The organism is Flavobacterium sp. KMS (genome assembly GCF_000813005.1).
Classification (GTDB): Bacteria; Bacteroidota; Bacteroidia; order Flavobacteriales; family Flavobacteriaceae; genus Flavobacterium.
In genome coordinates this window covers 109,659-132,883 of sequence record NZ_JSYP01000011.1, presented here as the reverse complement: position 1 = coordinate 132,883, position 23,225 = coordinate 109,659, and the positions used below count along the sequence as shown (strand labels likewise).

At 34.6% G+C, this 23,225-nt stretch carries 21 protein-coding genes; 6 read left to right on the top strand and 15 right to left on the bottom strand.

Translation table 11 applies throughout. The features are described from left to right. Positions 1 to 77 precede the first annotated feature (77 nt). The 13 genes from OA93_RS12280 to ssb form a co-directional block, all read right to left on the bottom strand. The gene (locus OA93_RS12280) at positions 78 to 1,238 is read right to left on the bottom strand and encodes a BamA/TamA family outer membrane protein (RefSeq protein WP_039113570.1); all 1,161 of its coding nucleotides are present in this window, start codon (positions 1,236 to 1,238) and stop codon (positions 78 to 80) included. Position 1,239: 1 nt separating this feature from the next. After that, complete coding sequence (locus tag OA93_RS12275; RefSeq protein ID WP_039113567.1) at positions 1,240 to 2,238, bottom strand: hypothetical protein; 999 nt, start codon at positions 2,236 to 2,238, stop codon at positions 1,240 to 1,242. 84 nt (positions 2,239 to 2,322) lie between these two features. Beyond that, the gene (locus OA93_RS12270; RefSeq protein ID WP_039113565.1) at positions 2,323 to 3,294 is read right to left on the bottom strand and encodes a transporter; all 972 of its coding nucleotides are present in this window, start codon (positions 3,292 to 3,294) and stop codon (positions 2,323 to 2,325) included. A 95-nt stretch (positions 3,295 to 3,389) separates the two neighbouring features. Beyond that, on the bottom strand, positions 3,390 to 4,610 hold the full coding sequence (locus OA93_RS12265; protein WP_039113838.1) for a helix-turn-helix domain-containing protein: 1,221 nt from the start codon (positions 4,608 to 4,610) through the stop codon (positions 3,390 to 3,392). Between the two features lie 152 nt (positions 4,611 to 4,762). Beyond that, positions 4,763 to 5,347, bottom strand: coding sequence for a DUF4136 domain-containing protein (locus OA93_RS12260; RefSeq protein WP_039113563.1), 585 nt, complete (start codon positions 5,345 to 5,347; stop codon positions 4,763 to 4,765). 265 nt (positions 5,348 to 5,612) lie between these two features. Then, entirely contained in the window at positions 5,613 to 6,326 is a 714-nt protein-coding gene (locus tag OA93_RS24125; protein ID WP_131450956.1) for a DUF6515 family protein, read from the bottom strand. An 18-nt stretch (positions 6,327 to 6,344) separates the two neighbouring features. Continuing rightward, a complete protein-coding gene (locus tag OA93_RS12250; protein ID WP_039113560.1) occupies positions 6,345 to 7,085 on the bottom strand; it encodes a DUF2092 domain-containing protein in 741 nt (246 codons plus the stop codon). Between the two features lie 117 nt (positions 7,086 to 7,202). Further along, entirely contained in the window at positions 7,203 to 8,603 is a 1,401-nt protein-coding gene (locus OA93_RS12245) for a DUF2252 domain-containing protein (protein ID WP_039113558.1), read from the bottom strand. A gap of 12 nt (positions 8,604 to 8,615) precedes the next feature. Next, on the bottom strand, positions 8,616 to 9,395 hold the full coding sequence (locus OA93_RS12240) for a DUF2490 domain-containing protein (protein ID WP_039113557.1): 780 nt from the start codon (positions 9,393 to 9,395) through the stop codon (positions 8,616 to 8,618). 222 nt (positions 9,396 to 9,617) lie between these two features. After that, positions 9,618 to 10,445: a transporter gene (locus tag OA93_RS12235; protein ID WP_039113555.1), complete on the bottom strand. Its 828-nt coding sequence runs from the start codon at positions 10,443 to 10,445 to the stop codon at positions 9,618 to 9,620. A gap of 101 nt (positions 10,446 to 10,546) precedes the next feature. Then, on the bottom strand, positions 10,547 to 11,563 hold the full coding sequence (locus tag OA93_RS12230; protein ID WP_082001811.1) for an HAD family hydrolase: 1,017 nt from the start codon (positions 11,561 to 11,563) through the stop codon (positions 10,547 to 10,549). A 62-nt stretch (positions 11,564 to 11,625) separates the two neighbouring features. Beyond that, a complete protein-coding gene (locus OA93_RS12225) occupies positions 11,626 to 13,305 on the bottom strand; it encodes an arylsulfatase (protein WP_039113553.1) in 1,680 nt (559 codons plus the stop codon). 764 nt (positions 13,306 to 14,069) lie between these two features. Continuing rightward, positions 14,070 to 14,405 carry a single-stranded DNA-binding protein gene (ssb, locus tag OA93_RS12220; protein WP_039113551.1) on the bottom strand — a complete coding sequence of 112 codons (336 nt, stop codon included), beginning with the start codon at positions 14,403 to 14,405 and terminating at the stop codon, positions 14,070 to 14,072. A 170-nt stretch (positions 14,406 to 14,575) separates the two neighbouring features. Here ssb and OA93_RS12215 point away from each other — a divergent pair, with 170 nt between their 5' ends. From OA93_RS12215 to OA93_RS12205, 3 genes are all read left to right on the top strand, one after another. Continuing rightward, positions 14,576 to 16,105, top strand: coding sequence for a bifunctional GNAT family N-acetyltransferase/carbon-nitrogen hydrolase family protein (locus OA93_RS12215; RefSeq protein ID WP_039113549.1), 1,530 nt, complete (start codon positions 14,576 to 14,578; stop codon positions 16,103 to 16,105). A 175-nt stretch (positions 16,106 to 16,280) separates the two neighbouring features. Then, positions 16,281 to 16,628 (top strand): hypothetical protein, encoded by a 348-nt coding sequence (locus OA93_RS12210; RefSeq protein ID WP_039113547.1) that lies wholly within the window; start codon positions 16,281 to 16,283, stop codon positions 16,626 to 16,628. Between the two features lie 17 nt (positions 16,629 to 16,645). Then, a complete protein-coding gene (locus tag OA93_RS12205; protein ID WP_039113546.1) occupies positions 16,646 to 19,042 on the top strand; it encodes a M20/M25/M40 family metallo-hydrolase in 2,397 nt (798 codons plus the stop codon). Positions 19,043 to 19,076: 34 nt separating this feature from the next. On the opposite strand, the gene OA93_RS12200 is transcribed toward OA93_RS12205, so the two are convergent. Then, the gene (locus OA93_RS12200; protein ID WP_039113545.1) at positions 19,077 to 20,033 is read right to left on the bottom strand and encodes an EamA family transporter; all 957 of its coding nucleotides are present in this window, start codon (positions 20,031 to 20,033) and stop codon (positions 19,077 to 19,079) included. A gap of 177 nt (positions 20,034 to 20,210) precedes the next feature. Next, entirely contained in the window at positions 20,211 to 20,606 is a 396-nt protein-coding gene (locus tag OA93_RS12195) for a rhodanese-like domain-containing protein (protein ID WP_039113543.1), read from the bottom strand. 147 nt (positions 20,607 to 20,753) lie between these two features. Between OA93_RS12195 and OA93_RS12190 the strand changes: the two genes are divergently transcribed. From OA93_RS12190 to OA93_RS12180, 3 genes are all read left to right on the top strand, one after another. After that, positions 20,754 to 21,653: a LysR family transcriptional regulator gene (locus OA93_RS12190; RefSeq protein ID WP_039113542.1), complete on the top strand. Its 900-nt coding sequence runs from the start codon at positions 20,754 to 20,756 to the stop codon at positions 21,651 to 21,653. Beyond that, positions 21,641 to 22,096: a GNAT family N-acetyltransferase gene (locus OA93_RS12185; protein ID WP_039113540.1), complete on the top strand. Its 456-nt coding sequence runs from the start codon at positions 21,641 to 21,643 to the stop codon at positions 22,094 to 22,096. The genes OA93_RS12190 and OA93_RS12185 overlap by 13 nt, the downstream gene beginning before the upstream one ends. Positions 22,097 to 22,192: 96 nt before the next feature. Then, complete coding sequence (locus OA93_RS12180) at positions 22,193 to 23,020, top strand: epimerase (RefSeq protein ID WP_039113539.1); 828 nt, start codon at positions 22,193 to 22,195, stop codon at positions 23,018 to 23,020. Positions 23,021 to 23,225: the final 205 nt, after the last annotated feature.

Below are 23,225 nucleotides of genomic sequence, written 5' to 3'. Positions count from 1 at the left end.
AAAACCTGATAGCAATTGCTATCAGGTTTTAGACAATTATTGAATTAACTAACTAACAGATATTTTTTTAAGGTAAATTAACGAAGCCAATTACTTCCAAAAACCACATAATATGCCCAGTCTTCCGGACCTCTCGCTACATCGACCCCCATTCTTAATTTAAATTTTCTAGCAATTAAATATCGAAAACCTGTTCCATAACTATAAACAACTGGTTTAGCAAAAGCTTTATCCCAATCGTTAAAAGCACTTGCCAGACCGCCATAGCCCATAAGACTCCATCTTCTGTACAAATCCCATCTTAGTTCAGCCTCTGTAACAACACTGGCTTTACCCTGATATCTGGCTGAAGGAATTCCTCTTAAATTAATTCCTGGTCTAAGGTAAAAAGGAGCATTACCAAGTGCCTGTTCTCCTTCTAGTCTAAGTCCGCCAATTAATTTTTTAGCGATAGGATAATACCCTATTGCTGAAAAATTTAACCGCCATGCATCATAATCACTGCCAATTGTGTTATCTGACCAGAAAAAGTCAAACTGAAACCGCATTCCTTTATCTGGCGTAAAGATATTATCGCGCCCATCAAACTGAATGGCTCCACCTAATTGACTTACTACACTTTTTACATCACTTAATTTAGCAAACGAAGGAAGATCATTTAAATCTGGGAAATTAACTTTAGAATCCAATAAAAGATACTGTGGACCTGCACTCCATTTTCCGTTTCTAAACTGTTTCATAACCCGAGCATAGAATGCAAATGATTTAAAATTAAGGTCAATTTCTTTGTCTTTACCATTAGGCAAATTTTCATAAAATGACATATTTACATCTCCATAGCCTCCTCCTACACGATACAATATTCTTGATTTTATAAAACTTCCTGCACGAAATGCTCCTACTGCCCAACTTTTGTTACCAGTATACATTCCCATGGCTCCTGTTATATCAGGATCTATAAATCTTTTCTTTCCATTTGCATCAATAATTGGATCATGTTTTTTAAGATAAAGAGGTAACACCGCTCCCCCGATTCCTCCTAAAGCAGGCTCAGTAATAAGTGTAGGTACAACTATAAAACCATGTGCATAAATTATGTAATCACTTAAATCAAAAGCCCCATCTAGGGAATCTTTCATACTTATGTGTTTATGTTCATTGTCCTGCCCTGTCATCGTTATCGTCATGAAAACTATAAGAAACAGGAATACTTTTCGGAGTTGGTTTGTTTTTTTCATATTAAAATCCAAATCGATAATTTACTGAAGCTAAAATTGAGGAACGTCCACCAAAAAAGCCTGCTTCTGTTCGAAACTGCCAATGGTGATCTAATTGAAACTGTCCACCCACAGACATACTCCAAGGAGAAAGTGCTTTCTTTTTAAGTGAATACGAAATTGAAGCATCTTCTGGATCTAACTTATCTAATTTGTCTCTTATTTTATCGGCTATTTGTTTAATAATAACCTTATCTGCCGCAGGTAAATTTTGATACCAAGCCTTATCTTCGACATCAAAATCTGCCGAGTTTCCGCTAACTCCTAAATCCGAAAGATTAATAGTTCCTTTGGTCACTCTGTTTACAAAAAGTCCCTGAACTCCAATCCATGGAGCAAAATTCCTATTCGGTTTTCGTCGGGACTGAAAAACATATCCAAATCTTGGCGCTAACATTTGAGAATGAATAGATCCTTCGATTTGATCAAATTTTGTCCATGTATTGTTATAATCTAAGGTTCCGAATACATGTTTGTAAGCACCTCCTAAAGTCATTCCGACTCCAAAAGTCCCTCCTTCAAAATCGACTTTGTTACTAAAATTCATTGGCTCGACAACGTTTACACTTGTACTCGCCCAAGTTTTACCTACAACTGCATAAATGTCTACAAAAGGCAATGCCCAAACATCTATACGTGAGGTTACGGAATTAAGTGTGGCTTTGGTTTCTCCAAATTTCACAAAATCAAGAGGAACTAACGGGCTATTGTTTATCCCTACTTCCAGATCACTGATAACAACCTTTTGACTTCCTGAAAAATAATTTATCATAATCCCGATCGGATATGGCAAATCGACTCCTCTTTTGGTAATACGTTGTCCCCAAGCGGGTAATCTATAAGCCCATGTAGATGTTTTTATACTATCAGCGTAAGCTTGGCGTAAATCTTCTTTTTGGGCAAATACTATATTCTGATTAATGATAATAAATATCAGTACTAATAATCCTTTTAATTTCATACGCAGGTATATTTAATTACTTGTTGAGAGATTTCACACCTTTATCAATTGGAACCCTTATACCAATTTCTTATAATTGGCTATTTATTTCTTTGTACTAAAAACATGAGCCAACGTTATAAAAAAAGTATTCCCTTTAAATCTGTTAATAGATTCAACTTCTCCAAACCAGCGTAATCCCGCTGAGGTACTTGAGCTAATATGAAAATAATTTACTTCGGCACCTAAAGCCATAACACGATCTTTGTTACCTGAAAAAACGGAGTTCCCAATAGGTATTTCATCGCTTGTTGCTTTAAACTGCATGTAGTAAACTAAACCTGCATTAATTATAGATTTCGGAGCTGGTGCATCTGTAGTGCCTCCCATTACATAATATGTTTTTCCGAATCCTCCTTCAAGGCTAAAAAGATCTCCTGTTTTAATATCGGTATCTTTTTTCTTTCCATTTATTTCATAAGAAGCTAATGCTGATAAATGCAATGTTTTTTTATCATTAAAAAAAAGTGTTGTTCCTGCCGAAAACTCATTTATAAACATTCCTAAACCACTGTTATCACTAGCTCCGTTTTCAAACTTACCCGTAGGCAAATACATGGCGTAAGTAAAAATGAAATCGGCTTTTTTATTATGCCAACCCAATTGTAGTGGTATGATATAAGTATCTGAATACGCAAAAGGGCTTTTTGAGCTTACATAATTCCCCTGAATTGCATTGGAGGCAAATGGTAATAATGCTGATGCTCCATAATTTCCTCCTAAAATCTTAAAATCGCTTACCCAACTTACACCTACGGCTGTAAGGAACATATTTAAGTTTGGATCTGCGATTGCAACGTCGCCATCGTTATTTCGTAAAGAAGTCGTGTTATAAAAATAAACGGGTACAAATACAGAAAGGGTATTTTCGGGTGTTTGGGTACCCGATTGTAATCCCATAGCCCCCAGAAAATGTCCACCTTTAAGTTGTGCATTACTAAAAAAAGGAATTAATAAAACCAGTGTTGTAACAACTGTTTTTATAGATTGTATGTTTTTATTAAATACTGTTTTCATGATTTTACTTTATAATAATTCATTAAATAATTTTAGAATACTTAATCAATAAAAGAATCCCTCAACACAAGTTTTATCTTGTTCTGGTAATGAAATTATTTTATCGAGAATTCATTTCTTCCTTCAGAAGTTACTCGAATAAATTTAAAATACTCTGATGGAGATTTACCTGTGTGTTTAACAAATGCTCTAAAACAAGTTGTTCTGGATTTAAATCCCGAGCCCCATGCCATTCCTTCCAGAGATAAGTGTTTCCAATCGATATCGTTTACTTTATCTTTAAAGTATTCGATTCTTTTAAGATTTACATAATCCTGAAAATGAAGATTATATTCACTATTTATCAGACTTGAAAGATGGTGAACTGGTATTCCTGTTTCTTCGGACAAATCGCGAATGACAAGATTTTTCTTTAAGAAGAGTTTTTTACTAAGAAAGGCTTTTTCAAGTGTTATTAAATAAGTTATTTTCTTTTCGTCTGTAAGCAAGCTTAATATAGGCAAAGCGTCTTTTACTTCTTCTGTCTTTATAGTTTTACTAAAATTATCGTTGCTAAAATTACGCAAAGTAATAAGCGGCTCACGTAAACCGTACAAAACCTGAGGTTTAAAATACAACCAACTCACTGTAAAAAGAAGGATAAAAGATACCATTGCGTTGTACAGAAAATCAATATTAATTACGGAGCTACTCAAGAATCGATGCACAAAAAGTGTCGAAAAAAGTACTATAATCATAATATTAAAAATCCTCAACCAATTAATAACCTTATCATTATATCGTTTAAGTTTATGTGTGTTTTTTAAATCAAATTTTAAAATCATTATGGTTTGCACAAAAGCATATCCTAACCAAGATAATATTATGATTAACGGAAATGCAGCATTTACTTTAACAGATAAATAGTCTGTTCTCTGTATTATATCCTCATTAAACAAACCTCCTAAATAATTAAGATAACGGTCTGAAAATGAAAATAAAATATAAATGAAACATACTATAAAGGGAGTAAAATGTATCCAATCGTATTTTCTAATCATTTTTCCAGGCAACAAAACATTTCTTATATATAAAAAAGAACATGGTGCTACCAAGAAAATAAAAGAACGGGTGATTATAAAGAAATTTGAAAACCCTTTTAATACACTTGCAGACAAGTAAAAACTATAAATACTTCCTATAGCAAGGCTAAATAAGCAAAGACTCAAAAAGAAATTCTGATTAAGATTTTTTTTGGTAAAAATAATCATCAACGAAACAGCAAAACCTGCTATTGATGCGATAAAGAAAAAGAGAGATAGTAATATATAAATCATGGGGGAAAGATTTAACATTTTTATTCTAGAAATGATTTCACTTATAAAATCAACATTATCAAAGACATTGTAGTTGCCTGCATTATAAAACGATTAAACTTATCTAGTAGGGAGATAAGTTTAATCGAGTTGTAATATACTCGTTGTAGAACTTATTTTTTTACAACTAAGCCAGGAGGGAATCCTGCTAAAATTTTCTTTACAGAAGAACTAATAAATTCATCTGGATTATCTGGTCTTTTATCCAATTCGGTATTACCGATGCCTTGCCAAATTAGTTTTTGTGTTTTTGTAGATACAATATCAATTACCAAAGATCCATCAACATAATCGTAGGTATCATAAGTTGTAGTACCACTTAACATACCACCACCAGCACCCCAATATCCATACGGACGATACATACCGCCATATCCATAGAAATTAGAATTTGCTGTAACCTGTTTTTTGTCTTTTAAAATGGTAACCGCATTAACTTTCAGATCAGGATTGTTTGCTGTTTCTTTAAATCCTTTACTAGCCATTTCTGTACGAATTGCATTTGCAATTCTATCTACATTCAACTGGCTTACCTGACCCTCTTGCGCTTTTAAGTCATAAACCGCAAATGTTTTATATTCTGAAAAATTAGCTGAATGGTCGTAATCGTTTGTAACTTTTACGCTTGGAGCACAGCTGTAAATCAAACCCAATAATATAACTGGGATTATGAATAAGGTTCTTCTTCTCGTGTTCATTTTATTAAATTTTAAAGTGATTATTAAAAAATTAGTAAGCTATTTAAACTATTAAATAAATGATCAAATTTTGAATGAGCGGAAATTCCTGTTAAGAATATTGTTTTTTTAAGTTAAAACATTCTTAAAATTAAGTGGTATTTTCCCTAAAGGTAAATTATTTTATTAATTACCCCAAACAAATTTGATTAAATATCCTCCATTATAAACTGAATTGCACATGTTTAGCCTTACAATGGAAGTTTTTACAAATACATTCTGTCAATTATTTACCTTGTACGACAACGTAACTATCCTGACCATCTTTAGAAATTGGCTGATAATACACATTGTTATAAAGCAAGTATTTTTGACCGTCGATTGTTTTTTCTTCTGCTCCTTCTGGAAGATGTGTTACAACTGCTCCAACTGGTGCTGTTACAACTTTATACTTGCCTGAAGTTTTACTATAATAAGTTCCTCCATAATAGTAATACTCGGCACCCGAGACAGTTATTGTTACATATCCTTTTGGCAAATCAGATATTGTTGCGCCTATTGGTGCTGGTACAACTTTATACCCACTGGATTCTTTTACATAATATACTCCATCGTCATAATTATAGTTTGTATTCTCTACAGATACAATTATTGCTGCGGTGGTTAATGTTGCCAAAAAGAAACCTACAGGATACCATGTTGGCCCCCAAACATAGGGCACAAACGGATGATAGGCATATGGAAATGGTACTGGGTAAGGATGAAATGGCACCGGATACGGCCTTGGATACGGGTGTGGAGGTGGCGGCAACGGCCTTGGCGGTATCGGCCTAATCGGTTCTGGACGTGGCATAGGTCTAATCGGCTCCGGACGAGGCATTGGACGCGGCGGTGGGAAATGACCAAAACGTTGTGCTGTAACTGTTTCTGGAATCATTAATAGCATTGCAAACAATACCATAATAAATATCGAAATTCTATTTGATTTATATGATTTCATAGGAATCTATTTATGTGATTACTTAGTTTTTTCTCTAGGAGCAAATTTTGTTTTGGTAGCCTTAGGGGGAGCTTTAAACTCAAACAAAGTGTCTGGCAAGTCGGCGTTTATTACCCAGTCTTTATAAACTGCTTCAAATTGTGGACTCTCTTTTTGATCTGTATAAATTATTACCATCTTAAGAGGTAAAAACAAATCATCATTTGCTATCCAAAACTGAAAACTTTTGGTTTTATCTCGTCCTGCAATATGAAAACATTCCTTTCCATCAATAGTTGTTTTTCCCAAAAAGACCAAATCTTCACTAGAAGACTGAATATCGCTAACAAAAGATGGGTAGAAAAAATCGGCAGCCGAAAACTCAATTCCGTACTTTTTGCTAACATCATCTATTGTTTCAATCACAGAATTTGGTGCAGCGGTCGTAGCATAAGTATTATTATCGTAAGAATAATAATTTAAACTTTGTCCATTATACAACAATGCCCGATTGCCTTTGTCTCCTGTAGAAGTTACTTTCATTTTCTCTGGAAACTTAATGGCAACTTTATCAATAATAGCGTGCTTTACAAGTCCTAAATTATTCGTTAAAATATCATAAGTCGTTACCGCAGTAAAACTACAAGACTTTATATCCTGCATGGTTTCGGTAGTTCGGCTTAAGAGATAAACAGCCGTAGAATCTATACGCTGTGTTTGGGCATTTGTTGAGATAACCATCATCAAGAAGCCTATTAAAAATAAAAACTTTCTATTCATATGTAGATATTAATTGATTTTTATCGGTCATATGTAATTCGCATATCTTCATTGGTGTTTGCGACCAATTTAAGGTCATGCTCATTTCATACGTTTGTTTCTTATTTACTTATTAAATTAACTTTCCATTGGTATCGGTAATCTTCCGCTTTTAACAGCTTCTAACATTTTCTTATAATCTGCTTCATTTTGATTGGCATAGGAAACCGAAAAATCGGCAATCGCATTGGCAAATTCTTTGTTTTTACCCATATAACCAGATAAAACCGAAGCATCTCCCGAACGTGCATGTGCTCTTGCTAATACCCATCCGCATGCTTTGGCATAATCCATAAGATTTTTGGCTTTCATAACCTCAAGAACAGGTTTAACTTTGGCATCGCGAAGTTGTCGTATGTAAAAAAACTTCCCACTTTCTCCATCTGTCCATCCCAAAAACATATCCGATGCTGACTGCATTAACTTCTGTCCCATTACGATACGTTCACCTTGATGTTTATAAATACTTTTGGTTTTTAAATTAGGTTCTAATACACTTTGCCTAGCTTCTTTAAATTGTAAAAAAATCGGTTCGCCAGTTCCCGACATTAACAGACTTATCCCGCAAAGCGTTCCTACACTTCCTACTCCTACTACTTTTATAGCAATATCATGTACTGAATATCGGTTTAGGAGTATTCGTTTATCTTCAGATAATGATTTTATATACTTTTTATGAACTGCCTCTGCTTGTCTCAGCATATTTTCGCCTTCTTCGCCCGTTAGGTGATAAATAAGTGGTGGCTCATCTTTAATACGAGCCCGTTTTCCTTCTTGATACGTGAGTTTGGCAAACTCTTTTTCATGGGCAGTATATTCTGCCGCTTTTTTTAGTCTTTTTTTCTGGAACTGCTTTATTTCTTCATCACTTCCTAAGTCTATCAAGTCGGCTAGATCAATATGAGCATACCATATTTGTAGTGCTGATAATTTGCTATATTCAAGCATGTGTTTTTTGTAACTCTCGGCAACCAGTCGAGCTACTTCTTTGCTTATTTTTGGAGAAAAATTCTTCCATCTTGCTGCAATAGTAAAACTGGTTGCAAGTCGTTTTAAATCCCATTCCCATGGTCCGGGAAGCGTTTCATCAAAGTCATTAATATCAAAAACTAACTGACGCTCAGGAGTCGCAAATCCTCCAAAATTCATTAAATGACAATCTCCGCAAAGCTGAAGTTCTATTCCTGTTGTGCGGGACTGTTTTAAATCGGCTGCCATAATTGCTGCTGCACCTCTATAAAAGGAAAATGGAGATTCCATCATCCTACTATATCTTATAGGTAATAGACTTTCGACTCTACCTACACTTGTATTAATTAATATAGCAACAGGATCTTCTCTATCTTTGGCGGGTTTCCACTCGCTATGAATGGAGCGCGGTGTAGTTTTACGAATTGCTTTTCCCTCGGCAAATCGCTCTGCTTTTGATATTCCAGAATCAAATATGTTTTCGTTGGTTTCTTTGGATTCATCAATCATAGCTTCTAATTTTTATTTTCGTTTAAAAGGCAAATCAGTTGTAAGCGTAATCCTAATCGTATGATTCATTCTGCTAAGCCCACTTTCGGTATCGGGCGATTTCCAGAAAATCTGATTCATATATCCTACTTCCAATCGTATTTCTCTCCGTTTGTCAAGACTATAAGCAGTTCCCAAATACAATCGGTTTTGATCTAAGTAATTCTCATCGCTGCTGGCTGCATTGGTTCTTATATGAACCTCATCATAAACTACAGCTGCCCATCGTTCTTTAAACCATAATTGATACCGTACTTGGTATCGTAACGTATTTTCGAATTTGTAATAATCAAAATGGTCGCTTGTGCTATTTGGATCGTCTTTTCTACCTAACCATCGTTGTTCCATCCTAAAACGTTGTGACCAAACTTCTTTTCCTTCTTTCTTTACTATACGCCAAATAAATTGCTCGTATATTCTGTAATCTGGATTATTGTATGGTAAGGAGATCTCATCATACGGCAAATCCCATTGATAGGCAATACCTGCTCCTAATCGGTTTCCGTTTTTAAGATAATAATTGGCTCCTGCTCTGTAAAAAGCCCCTTGAAGTTCAGATACAAATTGATTTCCTTTTGAATATCCTTCCAACAACAATCCCCATCTTCCATCTTCTTTAAATGGTAAATACAATTCATAACCAACCCATGCCGCAACATTTTGTTCCATTTTTTGAGCATTTGTTTTAACACTACCCAAAAAAGTAAATACGATTATAAAACTTATGGTTTTCAAAATATTGGTTATGTTCATACAACTACTCAATTAGTTTTCAATAATTTAAAAAAACACTTAATCTCTACCTTAGTTTTATTTCACAAGTTCTGGCTGCGGAGCTTTCCATGTACCATTTAATATCGATTCGTCTGGACCATAAATTCGGATTAAATAATAAAATGCATCTGTGAGAGTAGACAACTAGTTGAATTCTTTTTTCTTTGATATTTTCTTTCAAGTAAAAAATACAAAATGCTTTTATGAACCTGGAAAAACAAAAGCCAATACTGCTCTTAGTCCCCAATCTGGTTTAGATTCTGATGGTCCATCTATTGGGATTAATGGCATTAAGGCAAATTGAACGACTTGACTTCCTAATTTTGTTACCGCTCCTATCGAAGGGTTGAAAGATATTGTTGTTGTTTTTCCTTCCCAGTTTTGGGTTACTTCTACATTTGCGCCTAAACTGGCACCACTTTTAAAACTATGAGAAAGGAACGCTTGTATATAGAATTCATTAAAATCGGCGCGGTCTTCATTTCCTGCTACCGACCATATTTGGTTGGCAAGAAAACCTACCGAAAGTCCTTTTCCCTGATGCATGATTAATACACTAGGTCCTACCCCGAATTTCTCGGTTCCTAAAAACTTATCGGTTGCGGTTGGAACTAAAAATGCTGGACCAACTCCCCATATAATCTTCTCACTTTTGGGTGCAAAAAAAGCGGTTACAGTTGCATCACTTAATCCAAATTGATGTGTATTTTCACCTGTAATATCTCTTTGATCTACAATTGGAACTATATAACGGGTAATTAAATTTAGATTATCACTTAATTTAAAAGGAATTACCGGTTGTACGTTAACTGTATATTTAGATCCATTATAAGGACCAATACCATAATTAAGATTATTTTGCAATGGAACGCTTATAAGACTCGCAACTGGATTTGCCAATTTATCTGCAAGTTCTTGTGCGCTTGCACCTGCTTTTTCTTCCTGTGCATTTGCTGTAAAATGAGTTAAAGAAATTACTATTACAATAAATGCTGATTTAAGTTTTAGAAATGGGGTAAAACGTTTCATATATTCGATTTTAAAATGTCCTTAATTGTACTTATTAAAGGATACAGCTTTTAAACAAACAAAAAAGCTGTATCGCTTTAAAACCTAACCAAAACCAATACTTATTTGTCTGCAAAAACTTTCTTCCAGTCTTCTTTCATGTTTATCACATGCCAGTTGTTTTTTGCAGCAGCATTCAATGATGCATTATCTTTTTCCTGATAACTAAATTCTCTTATCGAATCATTGTGATTTACTAATAATTGAAAAGATGGGTATTTGTTACCTTGGGTGTATTTAAGCATTGCGATATCTCCAGCACCACCTTCGTTACCACAAGCAAATACAGGTCGTTGCCCGATATGCAATTGAATTCCGACTGGCTTGCCTTCTTTATCGTTCAATAAATCAAGAGCTGGTTCACGGGTAATATTACCAGTTGCAGCATCAAATTTGTATTTGAAAGAAGTACCTACAACTTGTTCTTTAGGGATTCCATAAAAATCGGCTGAGATTGCACGAACCAATTCTATAGTTCCACCTGTAACAATAAATGTTTTGAAACCATTAGCGCGTAAGTAGTTCAATAACTCCAATTGTGGTTGATAACGAATTTGTTTCAACGGAACATTTTTTCCTGGATAAGTTGCTCCAGCGAAAAATTCCTTAACTGAACTCTCAAATTGGTCTTCGGTCATACCCGTATGAGTTGCCGCAACCAGTTCTATAAGTGCTTTATCTCCTCCTTTGGCAAAAAAATCTTTGTCTTTTTCAACAACAGCTTTAAAAGGTTGCACTTTAGCCAATTCTGGTTTTACCTCTACCATTTTTTTAACACGGTAAAAAGCAAACAATTCCTGAACATATGGCTTTTCAGCCCAAAGTGTTCCATCATTATCAAAAGTTGCAATTCTGCTTTCAACTGGAATAAAGTCGGGGCTTCCTTCCTTAGTTACTTTCTCAACATAAGCTATGATGTCTTTTTTTAGTTTTCCATCATTCCAACTTGGTAACGGATCACCACTTGTTGCAACAACTGTTGTACTGTCATTAGAATTAATACTTGTAACAGTATCAGTTTTTTTACAAGAAACAAGCAATAATAAAAACAGGGGTACTATATATATTTTTCTATACATGATGATACTATTTAAGTGAAAAGAAACAGGACTATTTAAAATCCTGTTTCCTTAAAGTATTATTATTTCTTTTTTGATGCTGCTTCATCCTCTTGTAATTTAGGAAGTACATTCTTCTCAATATATTTCTGTGCTTTAATATCTTTCATTGCCTCTTCCATAATTGTATAGGCTGAGAAGCTCGGCGGAATTGATCTTGGAGGATAATCTTTAAATGTTTCTGCAAATACAACTACATCTTGTATTGCGCCATACATTAGCTGAACGTGATTCAACTGCCACTCCCAAAAACTATTCGAAGTGATATCTGCTCTTTCAAAAGGATCTTGGTACAAATTGAATATTTTTTGTAGGCGCAGTTTAGTAAAAGGTTCTGCCCAAACTCCCATCGTACCTCCCAAACGTTGTTCTGCAAAAACATATTTATAATCACCTTCTCTCAAACCAACCAATAAGCCATCATCATCTGTATAAAAGAATTTGTCTCTGGCACTTTTTTGTATTTTGCCTCGTAAAAAGTTACTTTGATCAAAACCATCTAAATGCACTTTGTACGTTTTTCCGTTTGCATTATAACCCTTTAAAAGTTTATTAGTTAAATCTGGCTCACCGACAATTGATGCTAAAGTTGGAATCCAGTCATTGTGAGACATTAATTCAGTTGTAACTTGTCCTGGTTTAATTACTCCTGGCCAACGTACTAAACATGGAACACGAAATGCACCTTCCCAGTTAGTATTTTTTTCAGAGCGAAAAGGGGTCATTGCACCATCAGGCCATGTATTCATGTGAGGACCATTATCTGTAGAATAAACTACAATTGTATTATCAGCGATTCCTAAATCATCCAATGCTTTTAAGATATCTCCAATAGTTAAATCGTGTTCAATCATACCATCAATATATTCACTATCTCCATGAGTATATTTTCCTCTATGTTCTGCTCTAACGTGTGTACGAAGGTGCATACGTGTAGCATTGAACCAACAGAAAAATGGTTTTCCTGCAGCCGTTTGTCTTTTTATAAAATCAATTGCAGCAGCAGATGTTTCGTCATCTATTGTCTCCATTCTTTTTTTAGTAAGAGGGCCTGTATCTTCTATTCTTTGTTTTCCAACTCTGCCAAATCGTGGATCAGTGGTTGCATCATCTGAATTTGTTGCTGTACATTTTAGTACTCCTCTAGGACCAAATTTTTTCAAATAGGCAGGGTCTTTAGGATAATCTGGCAATTCTGGTTCTTCTTCAGCATTTAAGTGATACAAATTTCCAAAGAATTCATCAAAACCATTTACTGTCGGTAAACTTTCATTACGATCTCCTACGTGATTTTTACCAAACTGTCCTGTAACATACCCTAAGTTTTTCATAATGCCTCCAATAGATGGATCAAGTTGGCTCATACCCATTGGTGCTCCCGGGAAACCTACTTTTGTAAGCCCAGTACGAAGACCATGCTGTCCTGTTAAGAATGCTGCACGACCCGCAGTACAGCTTTGTTCTCCATAATAATGTAAAAAACGTAATCCTTCGTTTGCCAGACGATCAATATTAGGGGTAGTATATCCCATTAGACCATCACTATACGCGCTTATATTGGTAGTACCAATATCATCTCCCCAAAGTATAAGAACGTTGGGCTTTTTACTGTTTTGAGCTTCCAGCTGGGGTACTGCAAGACATCCTGCCGCAAAAACTAATATTGCGCCTTTTAATCCACACTTGTTAAATAATTGTTTCATAATAATAATAAAATTTGTTAATAATCCTTGTTGCTTTATAAATACTAAAAATGTGAACCTAAGCCCTATTTAACAAGTCACTTAAGGGATAAATATGTTCAACATTTATTTTACTTCTTTAATATCATCGCTTTGTAACCTTAGTAAAAATTGGTTACATAAAAGCGTATATAAATAAACTTGTATATGCTTAAATAAGGCCTACTACTATTTTGATTATTAATTCTTGATTTTGATTTCTCATTCATCGCATTTAAGCTTTTGTAAAATCCTGTTTACTATTACATCTATCGTTAGATACCTAAATAATAAAACCAAAAACGTACATTACTAGTTTGCAATTCATTGAAAAATATGAAACAAGAATTTTCTTAAAATTATCATAAGGCAATCAAAATTAAATATTAAAAAAGAGCAACATGTCTAAGATGAGCTATCCTTCGTTTCATTTTATAAAATGGAACGTCAAAAAAATTGCTTTTTTCGTTTCATTTTTAAATATGAAACCTTAATAAAAGCGAATTAATCGCTATGTAAACTATAATTCTTATTTTATATGTACGATTTATCCCAGATTAGTGGTTTTCTCTTTTTTCAGGTAAATGGAAAGAAATGATTAAAATCTGCCCCTAAAAATGTCATAGATGTAGTATTTGATGTAGTATTTTGTTTAAAAAGTTTTCTGAAATAATAAACAGAATTTAGAGCTAAAAAAAGTCCCATGAAAATCATTTCACGGAACTTTTAAGTAATTAATGTGTAAGCTATTTGTTTCCTAATAAAAGTAGTTCGGTTATAACGACTTCGGTTATAAAACGTTTTTCTCCGTTTTTATCATCGTAACTTCTATGTGTTAATTTCCCTTCAACAGCAATTTCTTTTCCCTTAACCACATATTTCTCGATAATCTCGGCCGTTTTTCCCCAGGCAACAAGACGGTGCCATTCGGTTTGCTCTACTTTTTCCCCATTGCTATTAGTGTATCTTTCATTTGTAGCAATTACTAAATTGGCTAACTTTTTACCTCCTTCAAGGTTTTTAATTTCTGGATCGTTTCCTACGTTTCCTACTAACTGTACTTTGTTTCTTAATGTACTCATGGCGTGTATGTTTTAAATATTTTATATTGATATGTCTCTCAAATCAACAAGGCAAAGTTGCGACAAGTAGGTATCGTTAATCGGTTGGTAACTATTTACTTTCGGTTGTAACTACTTGTAAGCGTTTGTAAATGGGAATAATTCATTATATTTGAGGAAAATCTCACATTATGCAGGCCAAAATCAATAAAGTAGAATTACGAAATTTAGAATTTGAGGACTACAAACAGTTGAAAAACTCTATGGTAGAATCCTATCCTGCCATGGCCGATTCTTACTGGAGGGTAGAGCATATTGAGAAATTACTCGAAATTTTTCCTGAAGGTCAATTAGTGATTCTTGTTGATGGAAAAGTGGTAGGGTCAGCATTATCGCTGATTGTCGATGAAAAATTAGTTGATAAAAAACATAATTATCTCCAGGTAGTAGGAAACTATACGTTTTCGACCCATAATAAAAACGGAGAAATCTTATACGGGATTGATGTCTTTATTCATCCTAATTATCGTGGTTTACGTTTAGGAAGACGTTTATATGATGCCAGAAAAGAATTATGCGAGCAACTTAACTTAAAAGCAATTGTTTTTGCTGGTCGAATTCCAAATTACGCACAACACGCCAAGAAACTAAGCCCGAAAAATTATATTGATAAAGTAAAACATAAAGAACTACACGACCCTGTCCTTTCGTTTCAATTGAGTAACGATTTCCACGTTATCCGAATCATGAAAAATTATCTGGAGGGCGACGAAGCTTCGATGGAATTTGCTGTGCTTCTGGAATGGAATAATGTTTATTATGATGAAAGTCCGAAATTAATTAATCTCGACAAAAGCATTATTCGCCTTGGACTGATTCAATGGCAAATGCGCCAACTTAATAATATTGAAGCTCTTTTTGAGCAATCGGAATTTTTTATAGATGTAGTTTCGGGTTATGGAAGTGATTTTGCTTTGTTCCCTGAACTCTTTATTGCGCCTCTTATGGCGGATTATAATCATTTATCTGAAGCCGAAGCGATACGCGAATTAGCCAGACATTCGGACCCGATTCGTAAGCGTTTTCAGGAATTTGCTATTTCTTATAACATCAATATTATTACGGGTAGTATGCCGTATATGGAAAACGGTAATTTATATAATGTTGGTTTTTTGTGTAAACGTGACGGAACATCCGAAATGTATAGCAAAATACACATAACGCCCAACGAAGTACAGCATTGGGGAATGAAAGGTGGCTCGGAGATTAAAACCTTTGATACTGATTGTGGTAAAATAGGAATCCTGATTTGTTATGATGTTGAGTTTCCTGAGGTTTCAAGAATTATGTCTGACGAGGGTATGAATATTTTGTTTGTTCCATTCTTGACTGATACTCAAAATGCGTATGTTAGGGTAAAACATTGTGCACAAGCCAGAGCGATAGAAAACGAATGTTATGTTGCTATTGCGGGTTGTGTTGGTAATTTGCCTAAGGTGAACAATATGGATATACAATATGCGCAAGCGGCTGTTTTTACGCCTTCGGATTTTGCTTTTCCTAGTAACGGAATTAAAGCTGAAGCAACTCCTAATACGGAAATGACATTGATTGTAGATGTAGATCTGGATTTGTTAAAAGATATTCATGAGCATGGTAGCGTACGAATTTTAAAAGACCGCCGACATGATTTATATGAAATTAAGAAATTAAATCCATAAGAATATCAGGATTGGTAAGAAAAACAATTATCCCCATTAGCCCTGATAGAGCCGATATCCTCGTAACGTAGTGGAGAGATAAAGGCGAAAGCAGGAACGATGTTAACAAATAAAAGCTATTGACTCGCTCATAATAACAAAGTAATTGAGCTGTTTAATATAAAAAAGTGAATCCATGAAAACATGCTTGGAATGCTCTGAAAAAATTGTAGGTCGAGAGGATAAAAAATTCTGCTCTGACAGTTGTCGGAATGCCTATAATAATAAAATAAACAAGGATAGTACTAATTTTATGCGTAACGTAAATAATAAATTACGCAAAAACTATCGCATATTATTGGAGTTAAATCCCGACGGAAAATCAAAAGCTACAAGAGATAAAATGCTTAGTAAGGGTTTTGATTTTGATTTTTTCACCAATATTATGGACACTAAAACCGGAAATACCTACTATTTTTTATATGACCAAGGATACCGTTCTTTGGAAAACGATTATTTTTTGCTTGTTAAAAAAGAACTCTAGCCCCCCAAAAATACCACATGAAAAAAACCATTCCCTCCATCTTATCTATTCTAGGCATACTTGCCGTACTAGCTTTTGTTTATGTCACTCTTAAACCACAATGGGTTTCTAAGGGTGAAGAAGCTCTTGCCGAATTTTCGACCGATAGAGCTTTGGCTCACGTTAAAGAAATTGCTCAGGAACCTCATTATGTCGGTTCGGCAAATCATGAAGTAGTAGCACAATATATCGAATCTGAACTAAAGGAACTAGGTCTTGAAACTTCTGTTCAGGAAGGTTTTACAATGAGTGACTGGGGAAATCTGGTAAAATCTAAAAATATTATGGCCCGCATAAAAGGGTCTAACAATAGCAAAGCGTTGTTATTATTATCTCATTATGATAGTGCTCCGCATTCTTTCTCGCATGGTGCAAGCGACGATGCATCGGGTGTTGCAACGATTCTAGAAGGTGTTCGCGCCTTTTTGTACAGTAAAGAAAAACATAAAAATGATATTATTATCCTTTTTACCGATGCCGAAGAATTAGGTTTAAACGGTGCTGCTCTTTTTGTAACACAACATAAATGGGCTAAAGATGTAGGTTTGGTTATAAACTTTGAAGCTCGTGGTACGTCTGGACCAAGTTATATGCTAATGGAAACTAACAGCGGAAATGCTGAGATGGTTAAAGAATTTGCCGAAGCAAAAACTACTTATCCTGTATCGAACTCGCTTATGTACAGCATTTATAAGATGTTACCTAATGATACCGATTTAACTGTTTTTAGAGAACAAGGTAATATTCAGGGTTTTAATTTTGCTTTTATAGATGACCATTTTAATTATCATACGCAACAGGATGACCTTGCTCATTTAAACAAAACTAGCCTAACACACCAAGGTAGTTACTTAATGCCTTTGCTGAAATACTTCTCTAACAGCGACTTAAATCACGCTCCAACTACTGAGGATTTTGTTTATTTCACCATTCCGTTTACGTTTATAAATTATCCTTTTTCATGGGTTTTACCAATAACTCTTATTGCATTAGGGCTTTTTATATTCTTGATTTTTATAGGAAAAGCAAAAAGAATTATCACATTTAGTGACATGTTTAGAGGTTTTATCCCTTTGCTTGGTGCAATAATTGTTGCCGGACTTGTTACTTTCCTGGGCTGGAAGTTAATATTACAAATTTATCCGCAGTATAACGACTTGCTAAACGGTTTTACGTATAACGGTCATGCTTACATTTCTGCCTTTGTCTTATTGACAATCGCTATTTGTTTTTCATTTTACAATAGTTTCTCTGATACAAAAGTTACAATTAGTCATTATGTAGCTCCTTTATTTTTATGGATTGTTATTAATGGTTTATTAGCAAATAGCTTAAAAGGTGCAGGATTTTTAATCATTCCTGTTTACTTTGGGTTAATCTTATTTGCAGCTTATATAATTACTCAAAGAGTAAATTTATTCGTTAGTCTATTATTCAGCATTCCTGCTTTGTTGATTATTGCGCCTTTTATCCAAATGTTTCCAATAGGTTTAGGATTAAAAGTACTTTTTGGAAGTGCTATTCTTACTGCACTAACTTTCGGGTTATTACTTCCTATTTTTGGTACATTTATAAGAAAAGGAATTTGGGCATTGTTCTTTCTTATCGCTTCGATTGGTTGTTTTGCATGGGGTGGTTATACTTCTGGATATGAAAATGGCAAAGCAAAATCGAATAGTTTGTTGTATGTATATAATGCAGATACGGACAAGTCTAAATGGACAACTTATGATGTTAACCTAGACGAATGGACTCAAAAATATTTAGGGCAAGACCCAAAAGATGCTATTGCCTTAAACAACCTTCCGCTATTTAGCAAATACAGCTCTGGGTTTACCTATAGCGCAGATGCTCCAAAAATAGCATTGGCAAAACCTACAATTGCTTTTCTACAAGATAGTGTGAGAGGAAATACAAGGTTCTTAAAAATTAAAATTACGCCTAACAGAAACGTAAATCGTTATGATATTTTTGGAGATCCAAAAATGGCTTTCAATAATTTTAAAGCAAACGGTACAGCACCTCTTGGACAAAAAGGAAGCCAACTGGAACGAAAAGGCGCTAAAGTTTTAAGTTATTATGTGGTGAACAATGAACCGCTTGTAATGCAATTTAGCATCGATGCAAAAACAGTTTTCGACATGACTTTAATAGAAAGTTCGTTTGATTTATTGACTAATCCATTACTTAAGGTCGAGAAAAGAGCTTCCTGGATGATGCCAACTCCTTTTGTATTAAACGATGCTGTTGTAATTAAAGAAAAAATAAAACCTTCGAAAGTAGTTTTAGACACTCCCGAAACAACAACCGTTGCTCAAGACAGTTTAAAAGTTGTAAAAGATAGCTTAAAACCAACTGCAATCACACCGCAATAATACAAGGTTTACACAAAAAACAAATCCCAAATTATCAAACTGATAGTTTGGGATTTTTGTTTACTACAAGTAAACATTCTTCATTTATTGTTATTGGTTTTTCTTTCTTTTTATAATTGATGATAAAAACTCCCAAAATAATCAATGCTGTGGCAATGATAAAATCAACCGTAATTACTTCGTCTAGTAACAACCAACCCAAGAACACTGCGATTATAGTATTGATATAAGACAAAATAGAAATTTGAACCGCCGTTACTCGCTTTATCGCATAATGGTAAGAGAAGAATGCGAGCACAGAACCAAAAACTGACAAATATAAAGCCGCAGAAAAGCTTCTTAAACTCCACGAACTTATATCTGGATTAGGAGAAAAGATAAAAGCCAAAACAAGCTGAACCAAAGTCGCAATTGCAAATTGGTAAAACAAATTGAGTGCAATCGTATTCGATTTATGCGCTTGAGCTTTGGTATAAACCGTTCCCGATGCCCAACCAAAAATTGCCATGCTTATAAATATAAGTCCGTGTTGGTAATTAGAATCTAAAAAAGCCCCAAGTCCGTCTTTAAATATAAAAACGACTCCCGAAAACCCTATTATAACACCTACAAAACCTTTTAAACTCGCTTTTTGTAATCCAACGAAAACACTTCCAACAAAAATAAGTATGGGAGATAGCGCGCTCATTATCGATGCGAGTCCGCTTGGTAAAGTTTGTTCGGCAATTGTTGTGAACCCATTTGCAATAACAATCATTAATAAAGATGGAATTAACTGATGCCTGAAATTTGTCCAGCCAATCCATTTCAGTTCTTTTTTAAATAGTAAAATAACCATTACTATTAATCCTGCCAATCCTTGTCGGATGGAGGTTACAAACCAAGGCGGAATCGTTTCAACCGCAACCCTGATTCCTAAAAAGGTTGTTCCCCATACAATCCCTACTGTTGCCAAACAGAGTAATAATTTATAATCTGGACTTTTTTCCATTATGATTAAATGTGTTTTTTATTAATTATGAGAATCATTTTCTCGCTAAGTCGCAAAGTCGCAAAGCTTGCATTTGGTTTCTTTGTGGCTTTGCGTCTTTGCGAGAGATTTATTTGCCAAAGCATTATAGTGTCTTTCTTATTTTTGTGCCAGAAGGCTAAAACAGAAGGGCTATTCTTAACAAGCACATTCAATTTTCAATCCTGTTTGTTTTCCATTTGTGCCTTCGGTAGCATAACCATCAAATTTCCACCATTCGATTCCTCCCATTAATTCTTTTACCTTAAATCCCAATCGGGTCATGGCAAGAGCGCCTTTTGTCGATGCATTGCAACCAATGCCATCGCAGTAGGTTACATATAAAATTTCTTTATCCAGATGTTTCGTGTTTTCGATTGTCATCTCGCGATGCGGAATATTAATTGCTCCCGGTATATGCTCGGCTTCAAATCCAAAAGCTTTTCGGGCATCTAGTGCAACAACTTTATCACCAACGTTTAAAGCATCGAATAAATCTGATGGATCCATTTCAAATGCTAGTTTGTTTTCATAATGTTTAATTTGATCTTCCATTATAGTATTGTTTTTAGTTATTTAACAATCCAAAATTAGAGCAACAACAACTGTAATAAAAACGAAAAGAATTCATGTATTGCATTACTTTTTTTCATGCAAATGCAAGTATAAATTTTTGTTTCTTTGTGTAAACAACGCTCAAAAATGGAAATAAGACATTTACGATTGATAAAAGCAATTGTCGAAGAAGGAAGTATTACCAAGGCTATTGATAAACTACATCTCACTCAATCGGCATTAAGCCACCAACTGAAGGAGGCAGAATATCAACTAGGAACCAAGATATTCCTGAGAGCAAACAAAAAACTGGTTTTAACTAAAGCTGGTGAAAAACTATATGGGATTTCTAATGAGATTCTGGACAAAATATCAGAAACTGAGCAAGAAATCAAACAAATGGTTTTTGGCGAGTATGGAGAAATCCGTATTAGTACCGAATGTTTTTCCAGCTATCATTGGTTGCCTTCCGTTTTAAAGCAATTTCACTTTGTATATCCAAATATTGAACTCAAAATAGTAACCGAAGCCACGCAACAACCCGTTCAGAAATTACTTGATAATGTAATAGACATTGGTATTGTAAGCGACATTATAAAAGATGACAGAATAAAATACCTGGAACTTTTTCAGGATGAAATGGTAATGGTTGTATCTGAAAATCATTCCTGGGCAAATAAAAAATATGTTGTAGCCGAAGATTTTATCAATGAACATTTAATCATTCATTCGCTACCGATAGAAAGTGTTACAATTCATCAAATGCTTTTGGTTCCTGCCAAAGTAACTCCCCGAAAAATAACTCCCTTGCCACTTACCGAAGCTTCTATCGAAATGATTAAAGCTGATATGGGCGTTATGTCAATGGCAAAATGGGCAGTATTACCATATTTAAAAAATAGCCCGTTAAAAGCGGTTAAAATTGGTAAAAATGGCTTAAAAAGAAAACATTTCATCGCCATTAGACAAAGCAAAGAATATCCAGACTATTTTAATCATTTTATAGAATTTTTACAAACCGAAATTCACCATCAATGGAATTTATAATACGAGATTGCAACACAAACGACTTACCAAAACTGGTCGACTTGTGCCAAAAACATGCCGAATACGAGAAAGCAACTTATAATACTGAAGGAAAAGAAGACAAACTAAAAATTGCTTTGTTTGCCGAAAGTCCAAAACTGTATTGCTTAATTGTTGAGCTAAATGCTGCAATTATAGGTTATGCTACTTATACTTTCGATTATTCTACATGGGATGCAGCCGATTTTATGTACTTAGATTGTTTGTATCTTGAGGATTCCGCTCGTGGATTTGGAATTGGCGAAGCCATTATAGAAAAGCTTAAGCAAATTGCGATTAACAAAAACTGCATTAATATACAATGGCAAACGCCGACATTTAATACAAGAGCGATAAAATTCTATAACCGCATTGGTGCAAACGGAAAAGATAAAGTTCGTTTTTTTCTAGATTTCTTAAATTAAGGTGCAAAGGCACAAAGGCGCAGAGATACAAAGGAAATAACGCTAAGAATAAAACTTTCTTATCGAGAAAATACACACTGATTACAAGAAAACTAAATGACAAAAATTAGTATTTTAGGTTGTGGATGGTTGGGATTACCTTTGGCGAAAGCCATGATTACAAAAGGCTTTTCGGTAAACGGATCTACAACCTCAACAGAAAAATTATCAATATTAGAAGAATCCGGGATTAATCCGTTTTTAATAAATATCAATCGCAACGCAGAGAATCCGCCTTTCGGCAAAAGTACATCAGGACAAATTGAAGCTTTTTTGAATGAAAGCACAATTCTTATTATCGATATTCCGCCCAAGTTACGTGGCGAAAACGCAGATAGCTTTGTAGATAAAATCGCTTTCCTGATTCCTCTTATCGAAAAATCAACCATTGAAAAAGTACTTTTTATAAGTTCGACATCCGTTTATGGTGAAAGTGATTTATTGATAACCGAAGAAACAAAACCTGATGCCGATACCGAAAGTGGTAAACAATTGATAATTGCCGAAGAACTTCTGCATAGCAATACCAATTTTAAAACTACTGTTCTCCGTTTTGGAGGTTTAATTGGCGAAGACCGAAACCCTATTAAATTTCTATCTGGAAAAGAGAATGTCGAGAATCCCGATGCGCCTATCAACTTTATTCATCAGGACGATTGTATTGGTATTATCCTAAAAATTATAGAATCCGACTCATGGAATGAAACTTTTAATGGCGTTACTCCATTTCATCCTACGCGTGAGGAATATTACACCCAAAAAGCGATTGAAAAGGAATTAACTCCTCCTAAGTTTAATCACGAAAAAGAAAGCTTTAAAAAGGTTATTTCGAGTGCTAAAATAGAAACGGCACTTGGATATAGTTTTTTGAAGAAAAGGTTCTGAGGTTTTTTAAGAAGGTACTGAGGTTCTGAGTGACAAAGGTTCAAAGGTTTTGGTTTGCGCATAAAGTTACCACAAACTTGTCATTCCGAAGAATTGAGGAATCTCCGTTAGTGGCTCCGCAATTTATGGAATACTTTATGTTAGTTACTCGCGTGGCTTCGACTCCGCTCAGCCTGACAAGATTGAGTTTTTTTATGCGCAAACC

What these genes read in the sequence shown, in the direction of transcription:
- OA93_RS12280 (WP_039113570.1), bottom strand. Translation starts at nt 1,238, where the DNA reads ATGAAAAAAACAAACCAACTCCGAAAAGTATTCCTGTTTCTTATAGTT.
- OA93_RS12275 (WP_039113567.1), bottom strand. Translation starts at nt 2,238, where the DNA reads ATGAAATTAAAAGGATTATTAGTACTGATATTTATTATCATTAATCAG.
- OA93_RS12270 (WP_039113565.1), bottom strand. Translation starts at nt 3,294, where the DNA reads ATGAAAACAGTATTTAATAAAAACATACAATCTATAAAAACAGTTGTT.
- OA93_RS12265 (WP_039113838.1), bottom strand. Translation starts at nt 4,610, where the DNA reads ATGATTTATATATTACTATCTCTCTTTTTCTTTATCGCATCAATAGCA.
- OA93_RS12260 (WP_039113563.1), bottom strand. Translation starts at nt 5,347, where the DNA reads ATGAACACGAGAAGAAGAACCTTATTCATAATCCCAGTTATATTATTG.
- OA93_RS24125 (WP_131450956.1), bottom strand. Translation starts at nt 6,326, where the DNA reads ATGAAATCATATAAATCAAATAGAATTTCGATATTTATTATGGTATTG.
- OA93_RS12250 (WP_039113560.1), bottom strand. Translation starts at nt 7,085, where the DNA reads ATGAATAGAAAGTTTTTATTTTTAATAGGCTTCTTGATGATGGTTATC.
- OA93_RS12245 (WP_039113558.1), bottom strand. Translation starts at nt 8,603, where the DNA reads ATGATTGATGAATCCAAAGAAACCAACGAAAACATATTTGATTCTGGA.
- OA93_RS12240 (WP_039113557.1), bottom strand. Translation starts at nt 9,395, where the DNA reads ATGAACATAACCAATATTTTGAAAACCATAAGTTTTATAATCGTATTT.
- OA93_RS12235 (WP_039113555.1), bottom strand. Translation starts at nt 10,445, where the DNA reads ATGAAACGTTTTACCCCATTTCTAAAACTTAAATCAGCATTTATTGTA.
- OA93_RS12230 (WP_082001811.1), bottom strand. Translation starts at nt 11,563, where the DNA reads ATGTATAGAAAAATATATATAGTACCCCTGTTTTTATTATTGCTTGTT.
- OA93_RS12225 (WP_039113553.1), bottom strand. Translation starts at nt 13,305, where the DNA reads ATGAAACAATTATTTAACAAGTGTGGATTAAAAGGCGCAATATTAGTT.
- ssb (WP_039113551.1), bottom strand. Translation starts at nt 14,405, where the DNA reads ATGAGTACATTAAGAAACAAAGTACAGTTAGTAGGAAACGTAGGAAAC.
- OA93_RS12215 (WP_039113549.1), top strand. Translation starts at nt 14,576, where the DNA reads ATGCAGGCCAAAATCAATAAAGTAGAATTACGAAATTTAGAATTTGAG.
- OA93_RS12210 (WP_039113547.1), top strand. Translation starts at nt 16,281, where the DNA reads ATGAAAACATGCTTGGAATGCTCTGAAAAAATTGTAGGTCGAGAGGAT.
- OA93_RS12205 (WP_039113546.1), top strand. Translation starts at nt 16,646, where the DNA reads ATGAAAAAAACCATTCCCTCCATCTTATCTATTCTAGGCATACTTGCC.
- OA93_RS12200 (WP_039113545.1), bottom strand. Translation starts at nt 20,033, where the DNA reads ATGGAAAAAAGTCCAGATTATAAATTATTACTCTGTTTGGCAACAGTA.
- OA93_RS12195 (WP_039113543.1), bottom strand. Translation starts at nt 20,606, where the DNA reads ATGGAAGATCAAATTAAACATTATGAAAACAAACTAGCATTTGAAATG.
- OA93_RS12190 (WP_039113542.1), top strand. Translation starts at nt 20,754, where the DNA reads ATGGAAATAAGACATTTACGATTGATAAAAGCAATTGTCGAAGAAGGA.
- OA93_RS12185 (WP_039113540.1), top strand. Translation starts at nt 21,641, where the DNA reads ATGGAATTTATAATACGAGATTGCAACACAAACGACTTACCAAAACTG.
- OA93_RS12180 (WP_039113539.1), top strand. Translation starts at nt 22,193, where the DNA reads ATGACAAAAATTAGTATTTTAGGTTGTGGATGGTTGGGATTACCTTTG.